Genomic DNA, 24,001 nt, shown 5'->3' on the forward strand with positions numbered 1-24,001 from the left:
TTCAAATACAAGTACTCTCCAAAATCATATTTTTGTAAATTAACCTATATTTAAAATAAAAAATATTTTGCTTTAATATTACAATAATCTATATAAATGTATTATACTATTAACTGTAGCCTTTATATTAAATGGGCTACCCCAATAGAATTATTTCCATTATAAAGGAGAGTCAAAAATGATATTTTCTAGTGAGACACCAATTGATGCTATAGAGGAAGATTTGAGATATGTTAAGTTGTTGGCTAGCAAGTATCCCACAATTCCAGATGCTTGTACCGAAATAATAAATCTACAAGCTATCTTAAACCTACCTAAAGGAACTGAGCATTTTCTTACAGATATTCATGGCGAATATGAATCCTTCAACCATGTTCTTAGGAATGCCTCTGGCGTAATCAAAAGAAAGATTAATGATATTTTTGGTAATTCACTGAGAGATAGTGAAAAAAAAGAACTAGCAACCCTTATATATTACCCTGAACAAAAGTTAGACCTAGCGCTTAAAGAAGAGGATGATATAGACGATTGGTACAAAATCACTCTTCATAAACTTATTAAAATTTGTAGAACCATCTCCTCAAAATATACTAGATCTAAAGTCAGGAAAGCACTGCCTGTAGATTTTTCGTACATTATTGAAGAATTACTTCACGAACAACAAAGCACTTTTAATAAACAGGAGTATTACAATGGAATTATTCAAACCATAATTAAAATTGGGAGAGCTAAAGAATTTATAATTGCTATTTCAAACCTAATTCAAAGGCTTACTGTAGATAGGCTTCATATTTTAGGCGATATTTATGATAGAGGACCTGGAGCTCATATAATCTTAGATACCCTTATGCGTTACCACTCTATTGATATACAATGGGGTAACCACGATATACTTTGGATGGGAGCAGCCTCCGGCTCTGAAAGTTGTATTGCTACTGTTCTTCGTATTTCAACGAGGTATGCAAATTTAGATACTATAGAAGAAGGTTACGGCATTAACTTATTGCCCCTGGCAACCTTCGCTCTACATTTTTATAAGGATGACCCATGTAAATCCTTTAAGCCTAAAGTTCTTTCTGAAGATAATTATGGAGAAAAAGACCTTAACCTAATGTCTCAAATGCATAAAGCCATTTCTATAATTCAATTTAAGCTTGAAGGTGCGATAATAAAAAGGCGTCCTAATTATGAAATGCAGGACAGGCTACTTCTTGATGAGATAGACTATGAAAAGGGTATCATTAAAATTGAGGGAAAAGAATATACGCTAAACGATACTAATTTCCCAACTATAGATCCAAGTAACCCTTATAAATTATCTGAAGAGGAAAGGGAACTTATTGACAAACTTAAATCCTCTTTCTCAAATAGTGAAAAGCTCCAAAAGCATATACGTTTCTTATATTCTAAAGGTAGTATGTACTTAAGATATAACTCCAATTTGCTTTATCATGGATGCGTTGCACTGACTGATGATGGTAGTTTTAAGAAAATGAAAATAGATAACATCACTTATAGTGGAAAATCCTATATAGATAGAACTGAACGTGTCGCAAGAGAAGCCTATTTTGGGAAAGCAAATTCAGAATCTAAGCTTTATGCTTTGGACACCATATGGTATTTGTGGTGTGGTTGTAATTCGCCTTTATTTGGAAAGGATAGAATGACTACCTTTGAGCGATATTTTATAAATGACAAAAGCGCTCATACAGAAGTTAAAAATCCATACTATAAATATAGGGATGATGAAACAATATGCAATAATATATTGGCTGAATTTGAGTTAAACCCCCATGATTCACATATTATAAATGGTCATGTTCCTGTAAGAACTATACAAGGAGAGAGTCCTATAAAAGCTAATGGTAAACTTTTAGTTATTGATGGTGGTTTTTCTAAGGCTTACCAACCAGAAACAGGCATCGCAGGCTATACACTTATTTATAATTCCTATGGATTGCTTTTAGCATCCCATGCACCTTTTGAATCTACGCAAAAGGCTATCGATGAAGGTAAGGATATTCTTTCTTCTACTATAGTTCTAGAAAAATCTACGTATCGTATACGTGTAATAGATACGGATGTAGGTCTCGACATTCAGGATCAAATTAAAGATTTAGAGTCGCTTCTTACAGCATACAGAAAAGGACTTATTAAAGAACAACGAGTAAACTTATAAAAAGAGTTTTATAAAACTTAGAATTTAAAGCCACCTGATGCTCAATGAGCCAAGTGGCTTTACCCTTGTTAATTATCACTTTTAGGGCTGCAATATAATATGAGTTATAAGTAACTTAATTTAAATAGCTAATATTTCTACTTTCCGTCATGCACATTTAATAATTCTTGCAATTTTTGAGCTTGCATTGCAGATTGTTCTGCAAATTCCCTAAATGTATTACTTACTGTTTCTTCCGATACTTCTCTTGCAAATGATTGATAATCTCTAGTATTTTCTTGTGCATCTAATAATTTTTTCATAATAGTGTCTCTGGTGTTCATTTCCATTTTCATCACTCCTTCACTGCTATTTTCCCACAAAAGATATTTTTTATGTGTTTTAAATTTAAAAATTTGTTAATAAATAAAAGAAGCAGAGAATCGTATGATTCCCTGCTTCTTTTATTTATCCTATACATTAAATCATCTCCTGTGGAGCCGCGAATTGATGTCGTTAAATTTACTCAGAAAGTGTTAAATTTACTTTTATCGTCTTTCCTTCTCTAACCAATTCTATTTTAATTATGTCACCTGCTTTATGTGTACCTTTAATCTTATTTATTTCTTCCACAGTTTTAATCTTTTTACCATCAAATTTAATAATTGTGTCCTCTACTCGCATTCCAGATTTCTCTGCGGCACTAAACTCTTTAATTTGTGCAATGTATACTCCCACTGGAATATTGTATTCCTTTGAAATATCTTCAGTGATGTCTCTGCAAGAAATTCCTATGTTAAGAACCGGTTTAAGCAAACTCTCAATTTTAGGATTTATTGTATTAATCGGTATTGAAAACCCCAATCCTTCTACTCCTTCTTGACCTATTTTAGCAGTATTTATCCCTATAACTTGTCCCTTAGAATTCACAAGCGGGCCACCACTATTACCTGGATTAATTGCTGCATCCGTTTGAATAAACTTTAAATCTTTATTTTCAATACTTATTTGCCTATTAACTGCACTAACAACTCCTTTAGTAACAGACCCCAGTAATTCTTTCCCTAAAGGGTTACCTATTGCTACCACAGATTCCCCTACCTGAAGCGTATCTGAATCTCCAAATTCAGCCACACCTGGAACATTAGTATTATCAGCTAATTTAATTACAGCTACATCAGCTGTAGCATCATAGTTGATTATTTTTGCAGAAACTTCCTTTCCATCACTAAGCATAACTTTAATATTCTGAGCCCCGCTTACGACATGATAGTTAGTTAAAATATATCCGTCTTTACTAAATATTATTCCAGTTCCAACACCTTCTTGCTGTTGATCTTGCCTCCTAACATCCTTACTTACACTAGATGTATTTGTAGAAATTGCAACTACAGCGGGCCCTACCTTTTTTACAATTTCAGGTGTAGTTAACTCCTCTGTACTATTAGCAGTAGTAAGCTTTACATTTGAATTACTAGACGCCGGTGTATTAGTTGCAGGTGTACCAGTCGTTCTTGTGTCCTTAATCATATTCATTGTTACAACAGCAGAACCTACACCTCCAAGCGCAGAACATACTATACCTACTATTATGTAAGATAATATTCTCTTACCCATCCCACATTTATTTTTTTTCACCTTTTTATTGTTTACTTCCGTATAATTAATATTTTCTAGCTTAAGATTAGTGTTTTCACTTTCTTTTTCGTTATACCCATCATTATCTGCATTTACCGTAAGTTTTTCGTTAACCCCTTCACTATGGATTATGTTTTCGTTCGTTTCATTGTTATTTGTATCGTCGCTCATATTATTTTCCTCCTCATTTACCCCGGTGTATAGATATTAGTCATTAACTATTATTCCCTCAAACATTATAATAAAATTTGATTTATATATACTTTTTTTTATTTTATCTTTAATTACATTCTAAGACCTTTATGTTACAATTTAGTGACAAACTTGTTAACAAACTTTTAATTAATATTATTTGTTTAACGACATTTCATCATCGCTTGAGATGATGAAATAATAAAGAAAACCATTATATAAAAATATAATGGTTTTCTTTATTCAGACCGTTGACAAACATAAAATGTAAAACACTCTAATTTAAAATTGGAGTGTTTTTTTTCATATTCAAAAAGGATTTTAGGACATCAATGTCGAATATATATAGGATACAAACTTTATAATTCGGAGGGCATTATTATGATTAATGAAAAGAACTTCACACAACAAAAACTAGAAATGGTGTATTTAGAAGATTTAGTTCCTAAAGACCATATTCTGAGAAATATAGATAAATACATGGATTTCTCTTTTATAAGAGAACTGACTAAAAAATATTACTGCTTAGATAATGGAAGACCTGGCGTAGATCCTATTATACTTTTTAAAATGCTGTTTATTGGGTACTTATTTGGAATAAAATCTGAGCGACAACTTGTAAAGGACATTGAAGTAAATGTGGCTTATAGATGGTTTCTAGGACTAAGTCTTACTGATCCTATTCCAGATCATTCAACACTTAGCCAAAATAGGCGTAGACGATTTAAAGGTACAGATGTGTTTCAAAAAATATTTGACGAAGTAGTATTTAAGGCTATAAATCTTAAGATGGTAACCGGTAAAATACTTTACACAGATTCTACACACCTAAAAGCAAATGCTAATAAGCGAAAGCTTGTGAAAATTGAAGTTGAAAAAACGCCGAAAGAATATGTAGCTGAACTTAATAAAGCAGTGGAAGAAGATAGAATAAACCATGGTAAAAAACCTTTAAAGGAAAAAGAACCTGTCACCAAAATAAAAGAAACTAAAGTTAGCACAACCGACCCTGACAGTGGATATATGATGAGAGATGGCAAGCCGGAAGGCTTCTCATATTTAGATCACAGAACTGTCGATAGCAGACATAATATAATTACTGATGTGTATGTTACTCCTGGAAACATAAATGATGTTGATCCTTATATCGATAGATTAGATGTGCAAATAAAAAAGTTTAATTTTAATACAAAATATGTTGGTGCAGATGCTGGTTATGCTACAAATCTTATATGTAAAGAACTATATGAGAGGGAATTAAAATCTGTAATGGGATACCGTAGGTCTCCACATACAAAAGGAATGTACACAAAAAATAAATTCCAATATCTTAAAGAACAGGACATTTACGTATGCCCTGACCTAAGGGCTTTACATTATAAAACGACAACAAGAGAAGGATATAAAGAATATGTTGGTAATGCAAAATATTGCGAGATATGTCCAAATAGAGCTCAATGCTTTTCTGCAAAAAGCAAGTTTAAAACTATTAGAAGACATGTTTGGGAAACGTATAAAGAAGATGTTGTAAAGTTCACCAGAACAGATAAAGGCAGAAATATATATAGAAGAAGAAAAGAAACTATAGAGCGAAGCTTCGCAGATTCAAAACAACTGCATGGGCTTCGCTATTGCCATATGCGTGGATTAGAAAATGTGCAAGAGCAGTGTCTGCTTACAGCAGCAGTGCAGAATATGAAAAAGATAGCTAGCCTGCTATCTTTACTGTTTTTTGATTTTCTAACTAAGAAGATAGTTGTTATTTTACATTTATCCATAACTCAAAATGCTATCGCATAATTGCATGTAAAAAGCCCAGTATAATAAAAAAATTATACTGGGTTTGTAAACAACCTGAATAAAGAAAACCATTATATAAAAATATAATGGTTTTCTTTATTGTAAAGATTCACCGTATTATTTACCAGCATATAACTCAACTATTTTAAGTATCACTTCAACAGCTTTTTCCATAGCAAATGTTGGAATGAATTCATATTTACCATGGAAATTATGTCCACCTGCGAATATATTGGGCGTTGGAAGTCCCATAAAGGAAAGCCTTGCACCATCCGTACCGCCTCTAATAGGTTGCGTTATAGGATTTATCCCTACTTCTTTCATAGCCAAGAATGCTGTATCTACAATATGTTTAACCGGCTCTATCTTTTCTTTCATATTAAAATATTGGTCCTTAACATCTATTTCAACTGTACCATTACCATATTTTTTATTTAGTTTATATGCTACATCCTTGATAAATACCTTCCTATTTTCAAATCTTTCACTATTAAAATCCCTTATAATATATTGAAGTTTTGATTCCTCAACTTCACCATTAAGACTAATCAAATGATAGAATCCTTCATAACCTTCTGTATTTGAGGGTGTCTCATTTTGTGGCATTGAATTTACAAATTCGTTTGCTATAAGTGTAGAGTGAATCATCTTTCCTTTCGCCGAACCCGGGTGAACATTTCTTCCATGAATACAAATTTTTGCTCCTGCGGCGTTGAAATTTTCATATTCTAGTTCTCCGATAGTTCCTCCATCCATAGTGTATGCAAAATCTGCATCAAATTTTTTCACGTCAAAAATATCTGCACCACGGCCTATTTCTTCGTCTGGTGTAAATCCAATACGAATAGTACCATGTGGGATATGGGGGTTTTCTATTAAGTATTCTACAGCAGACATTATTTCTGAAATTCCTGCTTTATCATCAGCCCCCAGTAACGTAGTTCCATCGGTGGTTATAAGGGTTTTCCCTACGTAATTCTTTAGTTCCGGAAAATCTTTTGGAGACAGTGCTATATTATTTTCTTTATTTAATATTATGTCTTCGCCATCATAGTTGTACACAAATTTAGGGTTAACATTTTTTCCTGATATATCTGGAGCGGTATCCATATGTGCTATAAATCCTATAGTTGGTATGTTTTTTTGTACATTTGCGGGGACAGTCGCCATTATATATCCATTATCATCTACACTTGCCTGTTTTAGCCCCATTGCCTTTAATTCCTTAACTAATTCTGTCGCAAGTCTCATTTGGCCAGTTGTGCTTGGAACCGTAGTTGATTCCTCATCAGATTTAGTATCGTAACTAACATACTTTAAAAATTTTTCTACAACTTTTGACATATGCTCATCTCCTTATCATTCATAAACTAATTCACTAGATATATACCATTATATTACAATTAGCTCGAATTTTAAACACTTTTTATAAGCATATTTAAATAAAATAACTGTTAATAGTTTATTTTTCATTACTAAGTTTTATATCAGAACTCCATAAATGAAATATGTACAAAATTTATTATTTTTTTTTCAAAAAGTTATCAATTAATTTTTCCGCCATTCTCTTTTGCATATTAGCTTTATTAATAAGTAGTAATATCATTAATATTAATTCTATTAACTCCCCATCTTTTTTTCCCATTTCTTTAATTCTCTCTTTTATAAATTCGGTATCTTTATCTATATCTTCTGCAAACTCTTGATTTTGAACTTCTTTAATTGCTAAAAAATTATTATATAAATCTTTTAATGGAATACTCATACTTTGAGGAGCTTTTATATCAATAATAGGATCAAATATTGTATTAATATCATTAATTGATATAGTCTGCTTCAAATTATAGATAAGTGTCAGCAGAATCATATGTTCATTAGTATATTTTTTATTTTTTGCTGGCATCAAAACCTTACCTTTAGTATAATTATTAATCATAGTTTTTGTAAGAATTTTATCTTCTTCATTTCTTCTAAGACTTCCAAGCTTTTCATTAAAAAAAGTTGTAACCTGATCCATATATAAATCTACGCACGGTATTTCCATTAAATTGATATCTTTTGTTCCTATAATCTCTTCAACTAATTCATTTAGACTTTCCTTGTTATAATCCATTTATTCCACCTCGCCTTCATTATATAGCATAGATTACTCATAATCCACAATTATGAATAATCTACAATTATAAGCACTCTAACTTATGACTTTTGTTTGATGGTGTTTGTAATAATTAAATCATCATCTTAGATGTTACAATATTAACTATAAATTTAATATTATTACTATTGATTTTTATCACTTTATAATGTAGTATTAATACATAGCTAATATAGTTTCAAAAACTATATATCGACTTACTATAACTGAAACCTATATTTAACTAGTAAATGTTACAAAAAGTTTATCCTTATTTTTTAAAATCATTAGATTTAAATAATAAATTTTAATTTTAAAGGAGTGAGTGATTTGTTATCAAAATTTAGAGAACCTGTAAGCAGCCTTACACACTTAGCTGGCGCTTTTTTATCCCTAATAGGTTTAATTCTTCTAATTAAATATTCCTTAATCATTTCAAATATGTATAACACTATTATACTTGCAGTATTTGGGGTAAGTTCAATACTCCTTTATTGTGCGAGTTCAACATATCACCAGTCCTTATCTTCACAAAAGGTTATAAAAATACTTAGAAGAGTAGATCATTCTATGATATATGTTCTAATAGCAGGGACATATACTCCTATATGCTTAATCGCTTTAAAAGGCACCATTGGAACCCTCCTTTTTTTTGGTATTTGGATTTTAGCTCTTATAGGAATTGTTTTGAAGATAGTTTGGTTTGATGCCCCTAGATCGCTATACACTGGATTCTATATTTTAATGGGTTGGATTTCTGTCATTGCTATTGTCCCTATTATAAAGGCTATATCCTTAGGTGGATTTATCTGGCTACTAGCCGGTGGGCTCTTTTATACTGTAGGAGCTGTTATATACGCTACTAAACGTCCCAAAATAAACCTAAAGCTTTTTGGATTTCACGAGATATTTCATATTTTTATTATGCTTGGAAGCCTTTGTCATTTTATACTTATGTTTAAGTACATAATGTACATTAACTAAATTTAATATAGTAAAAATTTTAAAAATATAATCCCATTAGTATATTCAAAAAATAAAAGCTCTTTAATATTTTCAAAATATAAAGGGCTTTTATTTTTCGATTTTCAGCTAGCTAAAGTTTGCTACCTATTTTCCTTTTCCATTTAGAAATTCACAATAAGGAGCTATTGGACACACCTCGCAATTAGGTTTCCTAGCTTTACATATTTTTCTGCCATGCCATATAATGTAATGATGAGCATCACTCCACATTTTTTTAGGAATATTTTTCATAAGCTTCTGCTCTACCTCGTAAACGTTCTTTCCTGGGGCAAGCCCTATTCTGTTTGATACTCTAAAAACGTGAGTATCTACAGCAATTGCCGGAATACCAAATGCATTAGATAAAACCACATTAGCAGTTTTTCTCCCAACTCCTGGAAGATCTATTAATTCTTCCATCGTGCTTGGCACTTCTCCATTATATTTTTCTAATATTAATTTTGTAGCTCCCAAAATATTTTTACTCTTATTATTATAAAATCCACAGCTTTTAATTTTTTCACCTAGTTCTAAGTCTGATAAAGCGATCATGGATTCTGGTGTATTATATTTCTTATACAACTTCTTTGTAACAATATTTACTCGATCATCTGTGCACTGTGCTGATAGTATGGTTGATACTAAAAGTTCATAATGCGTTGTAAAATCCAAGCCACACTTTGTCCCCGCATACGTTTCGTTAAGAATTTCAAGCACTGCTTTTATTGTTTTTTTATTCATATAAGTCACCTACTTTTCATTACTCAGCGCCAATTCCTTTAGCTCTTAATTTTTCGAGCATATCAATAGTCATTTTAGGCAAATTATATTCAGCAGTAAATCCCCATTCATTTTTAGCGCAGGTTGAATCCATTGAATTTGGCCATGAATTAGCTATTCCTTGTCTTACTGGATCTACATTATAATCCATAATAAACCCTGGAATATGTTTTTTAATTTCATTAGCTATTTCTTCTGGTTCAAAACTCATAGCCGCAATATTAAATGCATTTCTGTGTATTAATTTTGATGCATCAGCTTCCATTAACTTAATTATTGCATTTATTGCATCTGGCATATACATCATGTCCATTTTTGTCCCGCTGCCAATGAATGAAGTGTATTTACCTGACCTTAATGCTTCATAATATATATCAACAGCATAATCTGTTGTCCCTCCACCTGGAAGAACTTCATAAGAAATTAAACCTGGGAAGCGTACTCCTCTTGTATCAACCCCAAATTTCTTATAGTAATAATCACATAATAATTCTCCTGAAACTTTATTTACACCATACATAGTTGTTGGTCTTTGGATTGTATCCTGAGGAGTATTATCTTTAGGTGTAGATGGTCCAAACGCCCCTATAGAGCTAGGTGTAAAGAACTTGCATTTAAGTTCTCTAGCAACCTCTAAAGCATTTACAAGTCCACCCATATTTATATTCCAAGCGAGTAGTGGTTTTGCTTCAGCTGTTGCTGATAATAAGGCTGCTAAATGAATTAATGAATCTATTTCATATTTTTTGCAAAGCTCAAGCATAGCTTTATGGTCAGTTACATCCAGTATTTCAAAAGGTCCTGAAGTAACTACTTGACTATCCTCAGATTTCCTTAAATCTGTAGCTATTACATTATTACTGCCATAAATTTCTCTCATTTTCATTACGAGTTCAGAACCTATTTGTCCTAATGCCCCTGTTACTAATATTTTTTTCATTTTACACCCTTCCTCTCTACATTAAATAAATATTCCTAATATTTAATATTAATTTAGGTATAACACCTAGTAATTATGTGTTATACCTAAATTAAATCAGCTCCTGCGGAGCTGCATATTCCTTATTTTATTATGTTCATTTCTCTGCCAACTTTTGCATAAGTAGCTAAAGCTTCATCTAACATTTCTTTTGTATGAGCTGCCGTGGGCATATTTCTTACTCTCCCAGTTCCCTTTCTAACAGTTGGAAATACTATCGATTTTGCGTAAACGCCTTCTTCAAAAAGTTTCTTACTAAATTCTTGAGTTTTAACTTCGTCTCCTATTATACATGGAGTAATAGGAGTTTCACTATTTCCAATATTAAAGCCAAGTTCTTTTAAACCATTCTTTAAATAATTTGCATTTTCCCAAAGCCTATCATGTAACTCAGTGCTTTCTGTAAGAATATTAATAGCTTCAATAGCCGCACCTGCAGCTCCTGGAGTTAGTGATGTTGAGAATAGGAATGGTCTAGCACGAACCATGAGCCAATCAATTAGATTCTGCGATCCAGCTACATATCCACCTACAACTCCAATAGCCTTTGATAAAGTCCCAATTTGGAAATCTATTTTATCTGACAATCCAAAGTGATGTACGGTGCCTGTCCCTTTTCCAAGGACTCCTGAACCGTGAGCATCATCAACATATGTTATTAAGTCAAACTCTTCTGCTATCTTGACAATTTCCGGAAGTTTCGCAATGTCCCCATCCATAGAGAATACGCCATCGGTAATAACCATTATTTTTTCATATAAACCCGATTCTACTGCCTCTTTTGCCTTATTTCTTAAATCTACCATATCAGAGTGTTCTACTCTTATGATTTTCGCACCAGATAATCTACATCCATCTATTATTGATGCATGATTCAATGAATCTGAAAGAATTGCATCTTTTTTATTCATTACTGCTGAAATTGCGCCCATATTACAATTAAACCCTGACTGAAAAGCAATAGCTGCTTCTGTATGTTTAAATTTAGCAAGTTTTTGCTCTAATTCGATATGAATTTCTAAAGTACCATTTATTGTTCTAACAGCACCTGCTCCTGCACCATATTTTTTAGTTGCTTCAATAGTAGCCTCAATCATTCTAGGATTAGTAGCAAGACCTAAATAATTATTTGAAGATAAGTTAATTAATTTTTTATCTCCAATTGTAATAACAGGCCCATTTGAACTCTTTAGGGTATTTATCACATTATATAAACCTTTACTTTTCAAATCTTCTAAATTTTCTTTTAAAAATTTCCCAAGTACTTTACTTCCCATGTAACATACCTCCAACTTTTTATTTTTGAAATTCTCATTATAATCCATGAGAATTTCATATTTAATCATAACTCTATTATATATCATTTAATAGTAAAATGCCTTTAATTTATAAAATTTATTCCAATTTAATGTAAAAAATGTTTTTTATATACTTTTCGATCAAATAAAATCCATCATAAAGTTTTTTTCTTCATTTTTTTATACTAATGAAACTTTTCTTTCATTTACAATCGGAATATACTCCCCTATACTGCTCTGGTAGCATCACAGCTATACTTGACATTATTTCATGCATAACCCTATCATAATACTCGTTTTTATCCTCATCTTGGTTTTTACTTGGGAGTAAAACAGGCCCACCAATATTAATGTTTACATCTGCATAATTAAATCTTTCTGACGCCATGTCATTGTCATTAATTGATAGTAACTTTTCCGTTCCCCAAATACCTATTGGAACAATTGTTGCCTTTGATAATTTAGCCATTAATATAAGACCCTTCTTACCCTCTATCATTTTTCCATTTCTACTTCTAGTACCCTCTGGAAAAATCATAATGTTATTGCCTTGTTTTAGCGTACTAACAATTTTAGATATAGCTTCCTTATCTGCTGAATTAGGTTTTAACTTTATTGTCTTAGCAACGTGAAAACCTAATTTTGTAAGCTTATTATCTGTTAGCTTTACGCCGGCAACAAAAGTTACATTGTGGTCCTTTAATAACTTATTCATAACTATACCATCTGCATTGCTTAAATGATTGCATATGAAAATTATAGGAGATTTTATATCATTAATTTTCTCTATTCCGTGAGTTTTAATGTTTGCGTATTTATTAATATATGAATCAATTAGTTTATTTGCTATAAAGGATACAACTTTATCTGGCAAAATGTCTATTATTCTTAACACCGCTTTAGAAACCATCACAATTCCACCTTTCATAATAAATAATTATAACATTATTATAATTTTAAAAGCTTTAAAAGTCTATAATAATAATCTCTTATATAAGGCGATGTATCCTTCTCTATAGTTATAATTTTACATTTTTCTGTAATAACCTCATTAATCATTGCATTCCTCTTAAGTATATTTTTACCTCTCCATCCACAAGAAGTTATTTTGTACTTATCTTTAAATAACTGATTATCAATATTCATTAATGCTTGCACGTCGATTCTCTTCATATGTTCATAAGGTTTAAATTCTTCAATAGAGCTAAATTCAATTTCTTTATTAAAGTGACATACTCTCTGACAGGTATCACAACCAAATAGTCTACCATTTAATTTTCCGAACCAAGAATCCTCTATATCTTTTTTCTGTGTTATGTAGGATAGACATATATTTGCATCATTATTTATTCCTACTCTCCCTTTGACTATAGAATTTGTAGGACAGGCTGCTAAACACATCTCACAATCACCACATTTTTGCTTAAGTGGCTTGTCTGGCTCTATTACTAGATCTGTTATTATTTCTCCTAAAAAAACATATGAGCCGTACTTTTCAGTTATCAAAGTATTGTTTTTTCCTATGAATCCCACTCCACTACTGCACGCAATGTATCTTTCCGGAAGCGCATTGCTATCCACAAAGCACATAGCTTTTGCACCCATGCCTTCAATGAATTTGCAAATTTTTTCCATATACTCAGTTGTAACAACATGATAATCTCTACCCATGGTATATTTTGAAAAATGCGTTCTCTGATTAAAATCTAAATCATATAGATATGGAAACGCAATAGAAATTATAGTTTTCCCACTGGGCATATATATAAATGGATTTATTCTATTATCTACAATTTGCTCCTCAAACTCATTTTCTAGCCCTAGTTCTTTTCTTTTCTCAAAATAAGGACTTAGCTCATAGAAAATTCTACATTTGCTAAATCCTATTACATCTAAGCCATTTTTTTTACAAAACTTTATTATTTCTTCTTTAATATCCATATTGTCTTTCCCTTTTATATTACCATATCGTTGTACATTCTTTTAGTTTCACCTGCATAATCCTTAATTTCTATTATAGTTGAATTCTTTACAAAAATTATTCTAGCAGGAATACCTACAGCAGTGGCCTTAGCTAATACATCTTTTAAAACTACAGCATTGGCACCAATCTTACTACCAGTTCCTATTTTAATTGGTCCCAAAATCTTTGCACCAGCACCCACCACCACATCACTGCCTAAAGTAGGATGCCTTTTTCCTGTATCCTTACCTGTTCCACCTAGTGTAACTCCTTGATACAAGGTCACATTGTCCCCAATTTCTGTAGTTTCTCCAATTACTACTCCCGTCCCATGATCTATAAATAATCCTTTTCCTATTTTAGCCCCTGGATGAATTTCTATTCCAGTAAAAAACCTAGCTAATTGAGATATAGATCTAGATATAAAATAGATTTTATGATTATATAATAAATGAGCTATTCTATATATTATTATAGCATGGATAGACGGATATAATAATATTACTTCTACCCAATTCTTAGCTGCTGGATCCTTTTCTAATACATTATTAATTTCGTATCCTAGCAATTTAAACATTTTAAACATATGATAATTCCCTCCTATAGAATTATATTTTGTGAATATCGAAATTCATATTCTTAGATATAAATTTCCATATATGTTAACCCACAGACTACTTATCTATAGAGTAGAAATAAATATTTTCACCTTGTTAAATCATCTCCTGCGGAGCTGCACCATCTTAGTAGAAGATAAATTAACGACTTCAAAAGGAGATTTATGCCCCCACTGAAGTTTTCTATTTGTTAGGGTAGTAACTCCCACTTATAGAAGTGGGAGACTTTCCTTTTGAAATGTCGTTAAAAATTTAATCATAGATTCCCATTGAAATATATTTTTCTCCTCCGTCAGGTGCAACAGTTACAATCTTTCTACCCTTGCCTACTTTACTCGCAATTTTCATAGCTGCTGCGATATTAGCCCCTGCTGAAATCCCTACTAATATGCCTTCTTCTTTAGCTATTCTTTTTGCTATTTCAAAAGCCTCTTCATCAGAAATTTTTATTATTTCATCAACTACACTACTATCATAGATATCTGGCACAAAACCTGCTCCTATTCCTTGTATTTTATGAGGTCCAGGTTCCCCTCCTGATAATACGGGAGAGTTTTCTGGTTCAACCGCAACTACTTTAATTCCAAGTTTAGCTTCTTTTAATCTTCTTCCTATCCCAGCAATTGTTCCTCCAGTTCCTACTCCAGCTACAAAAATATCTACGTCCTCTACATCTCTAATAATTTCTTCTGCAGTAGTATCATAATGTTTTTCTGGATTTGCTAAATTAATAAATTGTTGTGGCATAAAAAAGCTAGAATTCCCCTCCGCTATTTCTTTTGCCTTATTTATAGCACCCTTCATCCCTTTTATCCCATCTGTAAGTACAAGTTGTGCTCCATAAGACTTAATCAAATTGCGTCTTTCAACACTCATGCTATCTGGCATAACAATAATTACTTCATACCCTTTAATTCTTCCAATCATAGCCAAAGCTATTCCCATATTTCCACTGGTTGGTTCAACTATAGTAAATCCTTCTTTTAATATTCCTAGTTTTTCAGCTTTCTCTATCATTCCAAGGGCAGCTCTATCTTTTATACTTCCAGCTGGATTGTATTTTTCTAATTTCACAAAAATATCAGCCATATCACCCTCAACTAATTTATTTAATTTTAGAACCGGTGTTGCTCCTATCATATCTAAAACATTGTTATACATCATAATAATATCCCTCCAATTTTAAAATAAGTAATCTACCTTCAAAAGCTATCTATATTCCTGCATCCTTAGTATTTTAAATAAAAATCATCACGTATATAATTATATTTTTAATATTTCAAAAGTTTTTGGGTACAAAAAAAACTCCCTCTAATTTAGAGACGAAGTTTTACTTCGTGGTCCACTCTAAGTTATAACCACTAAATTGATTATAAAGCCACTTTTTCAAGCACAGCGCTATGCTCTATCACTATAACGGGTGAATCCCGATGCAGCCTACCAAAGACACATTCATGTGACTTTTTCGGTGCATAACTCCAAAGGGCACTTCATATAAGTCGACCATAAGAATCCTCTCAGCTTTAGACTCTCTCTCTGTAAATTCTTCTTATATTACTTTCCTTCTTCTAAGTATTTCCTAGTATTTCAGTATGAATTACTTTTCTTTATTATATTCTTAACATCAAAATATGTCAATACTATTTTTTTGTTTTTATGTCATTATTTTTCACGTTTATATTTACACAAATAAAAAAAACCATTAAAATAAGCTAACAGTTTTAAATTCACTTATATTGGTAAACCATAAAAGTTTACGTACTAGATGTTAGAATTCTTTATGTATTGCGAAGTGCTAATACCTATGTTATAACTTTGCTTTACCACATTTTCAGAAGAATCATAACCAATAGCTACGCTTCCGCAGGCAAAGACGCCGGCTATATTAGTTTGTGAACTTTCATTTAATTCAATTTTCCCTGTTGATTCATTAATTAGTATTTCTACTTGTTTTGCTAATTCATTGTCCGGGTATAAGTTTACAGATAATAGTAACGCATCACAAGAAATATATTCCTCACTATCTTTAATAACTTCATTATTTTTATTAATTTTTACTAAAGTTATCCCCTCAAGCCTTGTTTTGCCTTTGATATCCGCCACCTTCTGTTTTATTTTTAAAGGTATATTAAAATCATTCAGGGAATCAATGAGTTTTTTGTCAGTTGCCTCAATAAAATCTTTACTTTCAACTACAGCTTTAACATTAGCTCCTTCAATTGCTAGCCTACTTGCTACTGTTAATGCAATATCTCCTGTACCCAATATAACTATTTCTTTTCCTGGCATATATCCTTCTATATTTATAAATTTCTGTGCACACCCCACCGTGTATATACCTGCACATCTACTACCTGGCAGATTCAAAAATCCTCTTGGCCTTTCTCTACACCCGGTCGCAATTATTATAGCTTTCGCTCCAATTTTAAAAATCCCATCACACGCATTCACTGCATTAATTTCTTTAGTATTACTTAAATCTAAAACAGTAGTATTTAATTTATATGAAATACCCAATTTATTAACTTTATCTATAAATTTCTGCACAAACTCCGGTCCTGTCAATTCTTCACTAAAAATATTCTTGCCAAATCCATTATGAATACACTGATTTATTGTTCCGCCTAATTGATTTTCTCTTTCTAAAATCAAAATTCTACATTTATAGTGCTCTTTAGCTGAAATAGCTGCTGCAAGGCCTGCTGTACCTCCCCCAATTACTACTATGTCATATAGTTGCATTACATACCCTCCAGTTTTTTTCAGATGCCTAACATTAAAATTTAATGATTCATTATAATGCATATTTAAATAAGTAACGTAAAAACCCGTGAAAATAATTTCACAGGTTTTATTTGGCAGGGGTAGTAGGACTCGAACCTACAACCAATGGTTTTGGAGACCACTACTCTACCAATTGAGCCATACCCCTTTATTAACTTTTAAAATGCAAAAATGTAAAAATGTAAAAATGGCAGGGGTAGTAGGACTCGAACCTACAACCAATGGTTTTGGAGACCACTACTCTACCAATTGAGCCATACCCCTAAAATACATCTGAATTATATCACGTGTTATAAATAAATGCAAGATTTTTTTATATTTTAATCTCTTAGGAAACACTGAGGCCTTTTCTTTTTCTATGTTTTAGGATAAAATATTTAGTGAGGTGAAACTTATGGAATACATAGTAACTACAGTAGACGAAACTTATAAAATAGGCGAATTAATAGGTTCACATGTAAATTCAGGGGACATAGTTTGCTTAATTGGTGACTTAGGCACTGGCAAAACTCATTTAACAAAAGGAATTGCAAAAGGCTTAGATATAAAAGATCATATCACAAGCCCTACATTTACAATTGTAAATGAATATACAGGTCGCTTGAAATTATATCATTTTGATGTCTACAGGGTAAATGACCCTGACGAAATAGCAGCTATAGGCTTTGATGAATATATATTTAGTGATGGCGTTAGTATTATTGAGTGGGCTAATTATATTGAAGAACTGATTCCACCCAATAATTTATCCATTACCATAGAAAAACTTCCTAGATTGGGAGATGATTTCAGAAAGATCAACATCCGATATTCTGATAAAAGATATGATTATATAAAGGAGATAAAACTATGAAGATTTTAAGTCTGGATTCTGCTACACAATCAGCAACTTGTGCTATCCTTGACGATAACAAAGTTCTTGGTGAAATAACTTTTAATTATAAAAAACAACATTCTCAAATACTTATGCCTATAATTGATGAATTATTAAAAAATACAGGAATAACCATAAGTGATATTGATGCCTTTGTAGCATCAAAGGGGCCCGGTTCCTTTACAGGCCTTAGAATAGGGATGGCTACCATTAAGGGGTTAAGCCAAGGCTCAAAAAAGCCTTTTGTAACTGTATCTACCTTAGATTCTTTAGCATATAACTTAGCATATACAGATGGAATTATTTGTCCTTTGCTAGATGCTTTAAGAGATAATGTTTATACTGCCTTATATACTTTTAATAATTACGAGCTCACCCGCATCAGTGACTATATTAATATTTCCTTAGATGAATTAATAAATATGCTTAAAGAGAAAAATTGCAATATTTCCTTTGTAGGAGATGGAACTTTCAAATTCAAAGAAAAACTTATAGCAAATTTACCTAAAGCCAATTTTGCTCCAGCGCATTTAAACTTAGCTAAGGCTTCATCCCTAGGCGAATTAGGGCTCAACCTTTTATCTAATGGAACATTCGATGATATATACTCGTCAGTGCCTATTTACCTTAGGCAGCCGCAAGCTGAGAGGGAGTACGAAGAAAAGATGAGGCAAATAAAAAATGAATAGCGATTTTAAAATTTGCCCAATGGACGCATCATCTATTAAATCCATACTCAATATTAGCGAGTTAAGCTTTCCTATTTCATGGAGCTACGAATCACTCCAAAGTGAACTAGATAATAAATTTGCTAAATATGTTGTATTAAAAAAGGGCAATTCTATAGTAGGTTATGGAGGAATGTGGCTAATTATAGATGAAGCCCATGTTACTAATGTTGCAATTCACCCTGATGCCCGTGGTCATGGCGGCGGCGACCTCATCGTGGAAGCCTTATTTAAAATTTGCAGGAAACTAAAAGTTACAGCAATAACCTTAGAGGTTAGAAGTTCAAATTTCGCTGCTATAAACTTATATCAAAAGTATGGCTTTGAAAATGAAGGCATTAGACGTCATTATTATGAAGATAACGGGGAAGATGCAGTAATTATGTGGAATCGACACCTATAGCAGATAGCGTAAAAAGACTAGCTCTTGCCAGTCTTTTTTTTATTCTCTACTAAAAATTTAGCAAGCATGAGAATAAAATGGTATAATGTGGGTGAACTGTTTAAAATATATTAGAGTAAGGGGTAATATTTATGACCAAAAAAATTATATTAGCACTATTTTTTGCATTACTATTGGTTGGATGCAATTCCTTAGCTAGTCCAACTTCCAGTAAAAGCACAATAGTTTCAGATGATTCTCAGAGTAAATCACCAAAACCAGTAGATAATTCATCTAACATCCCACGCTTATCAACAACGCTTAAAGATCCGATTGTTAGAACATTTGATCAAACTGAAGGTGTGTCAAAAAAAATACCAATATTGATGTATCATCATCTACTAAAGAAAAAAGAAAACACATTTACAAATAATGGTGTAGTATTAAATCTTGAAAATTTTCAGCAACAAATGGACTACTTATACACTAATAAATACACTACAATAAATCTAGCTGAATTAGAACAGTGGCTTTTAGGGAATTTGGAACTACCTAAAAAATCAGTATGTATAACATTTGATGATGGATATTTAAGTAGCTACATTTATGCCTATCCTATTTTGAAGAAATATAATTTTAAAGCTGCACAATTTTTAATTACATCTTATGTCAAGGATAATAGTGTTGAATTTAATCCTAAAACACAACAATTCTTAAGTTGGAAAAATATTTCTGAAACTACTGATGTATTTGAATATTCAAACCATACCCATAATTTACATAAAACAGAGAATAACAAGGGTTATTTAATTACAAAACCTTTAGATTATGTAAAAAAAGATTTAATAAAAAATACGGAACTAACCGGCAGCCATTATCTATCTTATCCTTATGGACACCATAACGATGATGTATTAACCCTTCTGCCTAAAATAGGAATACGAATGGCTGTTACTGTTAATAATGGAAGCGTAAAGAGAGGAGATTCTTTACTAGAGCTAAATAGATATGGAATATATCCTAAAACATCCATATCTACATTTAAAAGCATGGTTAATTGTGAATGGTGAACAATAAAACTAAAGGATGGCTTCTGCATTGTGCAGAAGTCATCCTTTAGTTTGTTAATACCCTTTTTTTAAAATCTTTGAAATAAGTCCCTATTTATATACCAGTGTTTTTTATATTTTTTGTTCTCTACTTTTGTATTCTCTCTCCATATTCTCTTTATGAAGTATAGGCGAAACACTCTTATATAAAGCTAAGGTCATTGCTGATAATACCATTCCTTTAAGTAAATTAAAAGGAATAATTGACCAAATAATGAAAGAATTCAAATCGACAATGTTATGATTTATTTTTGATCCCATTTCTATAACGCTAGCTACTGGGAATCCTAATACTTTTTCATATAAAGGTAAAACAACAAAATAGTTTAATATCCCTGCAAAAATCGACATACAAATTACTCCTATTAATAATCCAGCAATAGCCCCACCTTTGCTTTTGCGGGCCTTGTAAATATATCCCGATACTAATACTAAACATGAACCCACTAGAAAATTTGCTACTTCTCCAACGAAGGCTGTTTTAGTAGCTAGCATTCCATGTAATATATTTTTAAAGAGTTCAATAACTACTCCCGCTATTGGTCCTAATGCAAAGGCCCCTAAAAGTGCTGGCAGGTCGCTGATGTCAATTTTTAAGAAATCAGGGAAAATCGGTATTGGTAACTCAATGTACATCAAAAGAAAAGCCATAACAGATAAAAGTGATATTTTGATTAGTTTAACAAGTTTTTCGTCTCTCATTTTTAGTGCCCCCTAATTAACTATATCTCCTAGGGATGGATATAATACAAGCCCTGACATAGTACTATGCCAGGGCAAATTTATATATATATCACATCTTCTTTTATCCAGACTATACTGTCGGCTTCGGAATCAAATCATCACCCAAGGGTGCTGTCTTAACGACTTCGGAAGGAAAACTCTCTTCCAAAATGTCGTTAAACCGAATCAGCCTTACGGCTCGCGGGCTTTACCGCCGGTGGGGAAATTAGCCCCGCCCTGAAGATTATTAAATTTTATTTTATAATTTAATTATATATAAATACAGTAAAATAAGCAACATATTAATTAATTATTTTTCATTGATAATGATATTCTTTTTCTTTTCTCATCAACTTCTATCACACTAACTTCTACTATATCGCCAACCTTAACCACATCCAATGGATGCTTTACAAATTTATCTGATAACTGGCTTATATGCACTAACCCATCCTGATGAACTCCAATATCAACAAAAGCTCCAAAGTCAGACACATTTCTAACAGTACCCATAAGTTTCATTCCCGGTTTAAGATGGGACATTTGAACTACACCCGTTTTTAATATCGGCTTCGGTAGTTCTTCTCTTGGATCTCTACCAGGCTTTTTAATTTCTTTAATAATGTCTCTAAGAGTTGGAACACCTATCTCCAATATTTGTGCAAGCTCATCCATATTAATATTAATATCTTTTAGTCTATCATCCAAATCTTTAAAGTTTAAAGATTTAAGATCTTCTCTTGTGTACCTTAAAAAATCCAATAATTTTTTAGTAGCATTATACGTTTCTGGATGAATTGAGGTGTTATCTAAAAATTCATTACTCTCCATAACCCTTAAAAATCCTGCACATTGCTCATATGCTTTTGCTCCTAATCTTTTCACTTTTAATAATTCTTTTCTAGTTTTGAACTTACCATTTTCTTCTCTATACGCTACAATATTTTGAGCTATAGCAGCATTTATCCCTGATATATAAGCTAATAAAGAGGGTGTTGCAATGTTAAGATCTACGCCAACAGCATTAACACAATCTTCAACTACTCCTTTTAAGGATTCATCGAGTTTTTTAGCTGCTACATCATGTTGGTATTGTCCAACTCCAATAGCTTTCGGGTCAATTTTCACAAGCTCCACTAATGGATCTTGAAGTCTTCGCCCTATAGAAATAGCTCCTCTAATAGATACATCTATATCTGGATATTCTTTAGATGCAAGCTCTGACGCTGAATATACTGAGGCTCCCGCTTCCGAGACTATAACATAGTACAAATCTTTTGAGCATTCATCCTTAAGTTCTTTAATTATCTGCGCTAAAATTTCTTCAGATTCACGACTAGCAGTCCCATTACCGAGTGACACTACTTCTACATTATGCTTAATTACCAATTTTTTAATAATATCTATAGATTTTTGAATACCGTCCTTACTGCCCGCAGTAGCGTATACTGTAGCTATATCTAAAAGCTTACCAGTATCATCAAGCACCGCTATTTTGCACCCTGTTCTAAACCCAGGATCAAATCCAAGCACTACCTTTCCTTTTATAGGTGACTGCATTAAGAGTGCCTTTAAATTAGCTTTAAATATTTCAATAGCGCTAGTTTCACCCTTTTCTGTGAGTCCGGACCTTATTTCTCTCTCAATTGATGGGAATATAAGTCTTTTTACGGAATCACCTATACTTAACTCTATATACTTATCAGTTTCATTATTCCCTTTTAAACATTTAGCTCTTAAGTACTGAGTAATCTTATCATTATCGGCTTTGATTTTCACAGAAAGTATCTTACTATTTTCGCCTCTATTTATAGCAAGAATTCTATGCGGTGGAATAGATTTAACCCCTTCTTTATACTCATAATACATTTCAAATGGAGTAGTGTCATCAGAACCGCCTTTAGTTTCAACATTTCCTTGATTATGCACTAATGCTCTAATCCACTTTCTGTAATCAGCTTCATCTGAAATCATTTCACTAATAATATCCCCAGCACCTTGAAGTGCGTCCGAAGTACTATTTACTGCATTTTCTTCACTTAAGAATTTCTCTGCATACTCATTTATATCACCCTTAAACTCGCCGCATACAATAATTTCAGCTAAAGGTTTAAGCCCTTTTTCTATCGCAATGATAGCTCTAGTTCTTTTCTTAGGCTTAAAGGGTCTATATATATCCTCTATTTCTGTCAATGTCTCGCTTTTTCTTATTGACTCCTCAATTTCCGCGGTTAGTTTTTCTTGATCACCGATAAGACGTACTACATCTGTTTTTCGTTCTTCTAAGTTCCTAAGATATATAAGCCTCTCTGTAAAGTTTCTAAGGATTATATCATCAAGTCCCCCAGTTCTCTCTTTTCTATATCTAGCTATAAAAGGAACTGTATTCCCTTCATCTAATAATTCAATTACACTTTCCGCCTGTTCTTTAGTTATTGAAAATTCTTTAATTAATCTGTTAGTTATATTCCCCATGTTTTTTAGCTATTTTTGCAAGTCACATTTAAATAAATAACAAGCACTATGATACTTTATTTTCATGTACCTAAATAGCTATTCCTCCTCACATAATTTATATTTTAAATTTAATGGACTAAAATCAACATATTTAATCATACCACGAATTCTATCCTCATATCTATACACTATATAGAAATTTTTAGGAGAAATATTCGAAAGGTTAATATGGTCTTGTCTTTTAACCCTTTGTCTTATATTGCTTTTTTATAGTTAACACATATATTATACCCTATATAGATTCAAAAAAATGCTTTGTTAACTTTACAAGCGGTATTAATAATCCTTACGAATTGTTTTCTTGACATATTATTATTTTT

Annotated in this window: 21 protein-coding genes, 2 tRNA genes and 1 riboswitch; of the genes, 7 read left to right on the plus strand and 16 right to left on the minus strand. The window is 32.0% G+C overall.

Annotation, left to right across the window (positions count from 1 at the left end):
• Positions 1-178 precede the first annotated feature (178 nt).
• Positions 179-2,179, plus strand: coding sequence for a fructose-1,6-bisphosphatase (locus tag ACWJJ2_RS11955; RefSeq protein WP_216304582.1), 2,001 nt, complete (start codon positions 179-181; stop codon positions 2,177-2,179).
• Between the two features lie 137 nt (positions 2,180-2,316).
• Here ACWJJ2_RS11955 and ACWJJ2_RS11960 read toward each other — a convergent pair whose 3' ends face one another.
• Positions 2,317-2,508, minus strand: a complete 192-nt coding sequence (locus ACWJJ2_RS11960) for a hypothetical protein (protein WP_165413630.1) — start codon at positions 2,506-2,508, stop codon at positions 2,317-2,319.
• 172 nt (positions 2,509-2,680) lie between these two features.
• On the minus strand, positions 2,681-3,967 hold the full coding sequence (locus tag ACWJJ2_RS11965; protein WP_216304583.1) for a S1C family serine protease: 1,287 nt from the start codon (positions 3,965-3,967) through the stop codon (positions 2,681-2,683).
• 402 nt (positions 3,968-4,369) lie between these two features.
• Here ACWJJ2_RS11965 and ACWJJ2_RS11970 point away from each other — a divergent pair, with 402 nt between their 5' ends.
• A complete protein-coding gene (locus tag ACWJJ2_RS11970) occupies positions 4,370-5,788 on the plus strand; it encodes an IS1182 family transposase (protein ID WP_462953334.1) in 1,419 nt (472 codons plus the stop codon).
• A gap of 117 nt (positions 5,789-5,905) precedes the next feature.
• Here ACWJJ2_RS11970 and pepT read toward each other — a convergent pair whose 3' ends face one another.
• The gene (gene pepT / locus ACWJJ2_RS11975) at positions 5,906-7,132 is read right to left on the minus strand and encodes a peptidase T (RefSeq protein WP_462953335.1); all 1,227 of its coding nucleotides are present in this window, start codon (positions 7,130-7,132) and stop codon (positions 5,906-5,908) included.
• 178 nt (positions 7,133-7,310) lie between these two features.
• Complete coding sequence (locus ACWJJ2_RS11980) at positions 7,311-7,901, minus strand: DUF1836 domain-containing protein (protein ID WP_165413627.1); 591 nt, start codon at positions 7,899-7,901, stop codon at positions 7,311-7,313.
• 351 nt (positions 7,902-8,252) lie between these two features.
• On the opposite strand from ACWJJ2_RS11980, the gene trhA reads away from it, so the two are divergent.
• Entirely contained in the window at positions 8,253-8,906 is a 654-nt protein-coding gene (gene trhA / locus ACWJJ2_RS11985) for a PAQR family membrane homeostasis protein TrhA (RefSeq protein ID WP_216303949.1), read from the plus strand.
• 126 nt (positions 8,907-9,032) lie between these two features.
• Here the strand turns inward: trhA and nth are convergent, their stop codons facing one another.
• The 10 genes from nth to ACWJJ2_RS12035 form a co-directional block, all read right to left on the minus strand.
• Positions 9,033-9,668: an endonuclease III gene (nth, locus tag ACWJJ2_RS11990; protein ID WP_216303950.1), complete on the minus strand. Its 636-nt coding sequence runs from the start codon at positions 9,666-9,668 to the stop codon at positions 9,033-9,035.
• A 19-nt stretch (positions 9,669-9,687) separates the two neighbouring features.
• The gene (locus ACWJJ2_RS11995; RefSeq protein WP_220287729.1) at positions 9,688-10,647 is read right to left on the minus strand and encodes an L-threonine 3-dehydrogenase; all 960 of its coding nucleotides are present in this window, start codon (positions 10,645-10,647) and stop codon (positions 9,688-9,690) included.
• Positions 10,648-10,769: 122 nt separating this feature from the next.
• On the minus strand, positions 10,770-11,963 hold the full coding sequence (locus ACWJJ2_RS12000) for a glycine C-acetyltransferase (protein ID WP_216303951.1): 1,194 nt from the start codon (positions 11,961-11,963) through the stop codon (positions 10,770-10,772).
• 223 nt (positions 11,964-12,186) lie between these two features.
• Positions 12,187-12,894 carry a lysophospholipid acyltransferase family protein gene (locus ACWJJ2_RS12005; protein ID WP_165413622.1) on the minus strand — a complete coding sequence of 236 codons (708 nt, stop codon included), beginning with the start codon at positions 12,892-12,894 and terminating at the stop codon, positions 12,187-12,189.
• A gap of 38 nt (positions 12,895-12,932) precedes the next feature.
• Positions 12,933-13,925 carry a tRNA epoxyqueuosine(34) reductase QueG gene (gene queG, locus ACWJJ2_RS12010; RefSeq protein WP_216303952.1) on the minus strand — a complete coding sequence of 331 codons (993 nt, stop codon included), beginning with the start codon at positions 13,923-13,925 and terminating at the stop codon, positions 12,933-12,935.
• Between the two features lie 14 nt (positions 13,926-13,939).
• Entirely contained in the window at positions 13,940-14,533 is a 594-nt protein-coding gene (gene epsC, locus ACWJJ2_RS12015; RefSeq protein ID WP_187351438.1) for a serine O-acetyltransferase EpsC, read from the minus strand.
• A 283-nt stretch (positions 14,534-14,816) separates the two neighbouring features.
• On the minus strand, positions 14,817-15,728 hold the full coding sequence (cysK, locus tag ACWJJ2_RS12020; protein WP_216303953.1) for a cysteine synthase A: 912 nt from the start codon (positions 15,726-15,728) through the stop codon (positions 14,817-14,819).
• A gap of 597 nt (positions 15,729-16,325) precedes the next feature.
• Positions 16,326-17,306, minus strand: coding sequence for an NAD(P)/FAD-dependent oxidoreductase (locus ACWJJ2_RS12025; protein WP_216303954.1), 981 nt, complete (start codon positions 17,304-17,306; stop codon positions 16,326-16,328).
• 114 nt (positions 17,307-17,420) lie between these two features.
• Positions 17,421-17,496, minus strand: a tRNA-Trp gene (locus ACWJJ2_RS12030).
• Between the two features lie 40 nt (positions 17,497-17,536).
• Positions 17,537-17,612, minus strand: a tRNA-Trp gene (locus ACWJJ2_RS12035).
• A 130-nt stretch (positions 17,613-17,742) separates the two neighbouring features.
• Between ACWJJ2_RS12035 and tsaE the strand changes: the two genes are divergently transcribed.
• The 4 genes from tsaE to ACWJJ2_RS12055 all read left to right on the plus strand — a co-directional run bounded on the left by tsaE (position 17,743) and on the right by ACWJJ2_RS12055 (position 20,402).
• Complete coding sequence (gene tsaE, locus ACWJJ2_RS12040) at positions 17,743-18,201, plus strand: tRNA (adenosine(37)-N6)-threonylcarbamoyltransferase complex ATPase subunit type 1 TsaE (RefSeq protein WP_216303955.1); 459 nt, start codon at positions 17,743-17,745, stop codon at positions 18,199-18,201.
• Positions 18,198-18,911 carry a tRNA (adenosine(37)-N6)-threonylcarbamoyltransferase complex dimerization subunit type 1 TsaB gene (tsaB, locus tag ACWJJ2_RS12045; protein WP_216303956.1) on the plus strand — a complete coding sequence of 238 codons (714 nt, stop codon included), beginning with the start codon at positions 18,198-18,200 and terminating at the stop codon, positions 18,909-18,911. The genes tsaE and tsaB overlap by 4 nt, the downstream gene beginning before the upstream one ends.
• Positions 18,904-19,353, plus strand: coding sequence for a ribosomal protein S18-alanine N-acetyltransferase (gene rimI, locus ACWJJ2_RS12050; protein ID WP_216303957.1), 450 nt, complete (start codon positions 18,904-18,906; stop codon positions 19,351-19,353). Before tsaB ends, rimI begins: the two co-directional genes overlap by 8 nt.
• 131 nt (positions 19,354-19,484) lie before the next feature.
• Entirely contained in the window at positions 19,485-20,402 is a 918-nt protein-coding gene (locus ACWJJ2_RS12055) for a polysaccharide deacetylase family protein (RefSeq protein WP_216303958.1), read from the plus strand.
• Between the two features lie 111 nt (positions 20,403-20,513).
• Here ACWJJ2_RS12055 and ACWJJ2_RS12060 read toward each other — a convergent pair whose 3' ends face one another.
• Together ACWJJ2_RS12060 and ACWJJ2_RS12065 are read right to left on the minus strand one after the other, a co-directional pair.
• Positions 20,514-21,143 (minus strand): ECF transporter S component, encoded by a 630-nt coding sequence (locus tag ACWJJ2_RS12060; protein ID WP_216303959.1) that lies wholly within the window; start codon positions 21,141-21,143, stop codon positions 20,514-20,516.
• 91 nt (positions 21,144-21,234) lie between these two features.
• Positions 21,235-21,413, minus strand: a riboswitch (FMN riboswitch).
• A gap of 57 nt (positions 21,414-21,470) precedes the next feature.
• On the minus strand, positions 21,471-23,639 hold the full coding sequence (locus ACWJJ2_RS12065) for a Tex family protein (RefSeq protein ID WP_220287803.1): 2,169 nt from the start codon (positions 23,637-23,639) through the stop codon (positions 21,471-21,473).
• Positions 23,640-24,001: the final 362 nt, after the last annotated feature.

The sequence above is a fragment of the Clostridium sp. CM039 genome, from assembly GCF_055081075.1.

What these genes read in the sequence shown, in the direction of transcription:
- ACWJJ2_RS11960 (WP_165413630.1), bottom strand. Translation starts at nt 2,508, where the DNA reads ATGGAAATGAACACCAGAGACACTATTATGAAAAAATTATTAGATGCA.
- ACWJJ2_RS11965 (WP_216304583.1), bottom strand. Translation starts at nt 3,967, where the DNA reads ATGAGCGACGATACAAATAACAATGAAACGAACGAAAACATAATCCAT.
- rimI (WP_216303957.1), top strand. Translation starts at nt 18,904, where the DNA reads ATGAATAGCGATTTTAAAATTTGCCCAATGGACGCATCATCTATTAAA.
- pepT (WP_462953335.1), bottom strand. Translation starts at nt 7,132, where the DNA reads ATGTCAAAAGTTGTAGAAAAATTTTTAAAGTATGTTAGTTACGATACT.
- nth (WP_216303950.1), bottom strand. Translation starts at nt 9,668, where the DNA reads ATGAATAAAAAAACAATAAAAGCAGTGCTTGAAATTCTTAACGAAACG.
- cysK (WP_216303953.1), bottom strand. Translation starts at nt 15,728, where the DNA reads ATGATGTATAACAATGTTTTAGATATGATAGGAGCAACACCGGTTCTA.
- ACWJJ2_RS11955 (WP_216304582.1), top strand. Translation starts at nt 179, where the DNA reads ATGATATTTTCTAGTGAGACACCAATTGATGCTATAGAGGAAGATTTG.
- ACWJJ2_RS12060 (WP_216303959.1), bottom strand. Translation starts at nt 21,143, where the DNA reads ATGAGAGACGAAAAACTTGTTAAACTAATCAAAATATCACTTTTATCT.
- ACWJJ2_RS12065 (WP_220287803.1), bottom strand. Translation starts at nt 23,639, where the DNA reads ATGGGGAATATAACTAACAGATTAATTAAAGAATTTTCAATAACTAAA.
- ACWJJ2_RS11970 (WP_462953334.1), top strand. Translation starts at nt 4,370, where the DNA reads ATGATTAATGAAAAGAACTTCACACAACAAAAACTAGAAATGGTGTAT.
- ACWJJ2_RS12025 (WP_216303954.1), bottom strand. Translation starts at nt 17,306, where the DNA reads ATGCAACTATATGACATAGTAGTAATTGGGGGAGGTACAGCAGGCCTT.
- ACWJJ2_RS11995 (WP_220287729.1), bottom strand. Translation starts at nt 10,647, where the DNA reads ATGAAAAAAATATTAGTAACAGGGGCATTAGGACAAATAGGTTCTGAA.
- queG (WP_216303952.1), bottom strand. Translation starts at nt 13,925, where the DNA reads ATGGATATTAAAGAAGAAATAATAAAGTTTTGTAAAAAAAATGGCTTA.
- ACWJJ2_RS11980 (WP_165413627.1), bottom strand. Translation starts at nt 7,901, where the DNA reads ATGGATTATAACAAGGAAAGTCTAAATGAATTAGTTGAAGAGATTATA.
- tsaE (WP_216303955.1), top strand. Translation starts at nt 17,743, where the DNA reads ATGGAATACATAGTAACTACAGTAGACGAAACTTATAAAATAGGCGAA.
- ACWJJ2_RS12000 (WP_216303951.1), bottom strand. Translation starts at nt 11,963, where the DNA reads ATGGGAAGTAAAGTACTTGGGAAATTTTTAAAAGAAAATTTAGAAGAT.
- tsaB (WP_216303956.1), top strand. Translation starts at nt 18,198, where the DNA reads ATGAAGATTTTAAGTCTGGATTCTGCTACACAATCAGCAACTTGTGCT.
- ACWJJ2_RS12005 (WP_165413622.1), bottom strand. Translation starts at nt 12,894, where the DNA reads ATGGTTTCTAAAGCGGTGTTAAGAATAATAGACATTTTGCCAGATAAA.
- epsC (WP_187351438.1), bottom strand. Translation starts at nt 14,533, where the DNA reads ATGTTTAAAATGTTTAAATTGCTAGGATACGAAATTAATAATGTATTA.
- ACWJJ2_RS12055 (WP_216303958.1), top strand. Translation starts at nt 19,485, where the DNA reads ATGACCAAAAAAATTATATTAGCACTATTTTTTGCATTACTATTGGTT.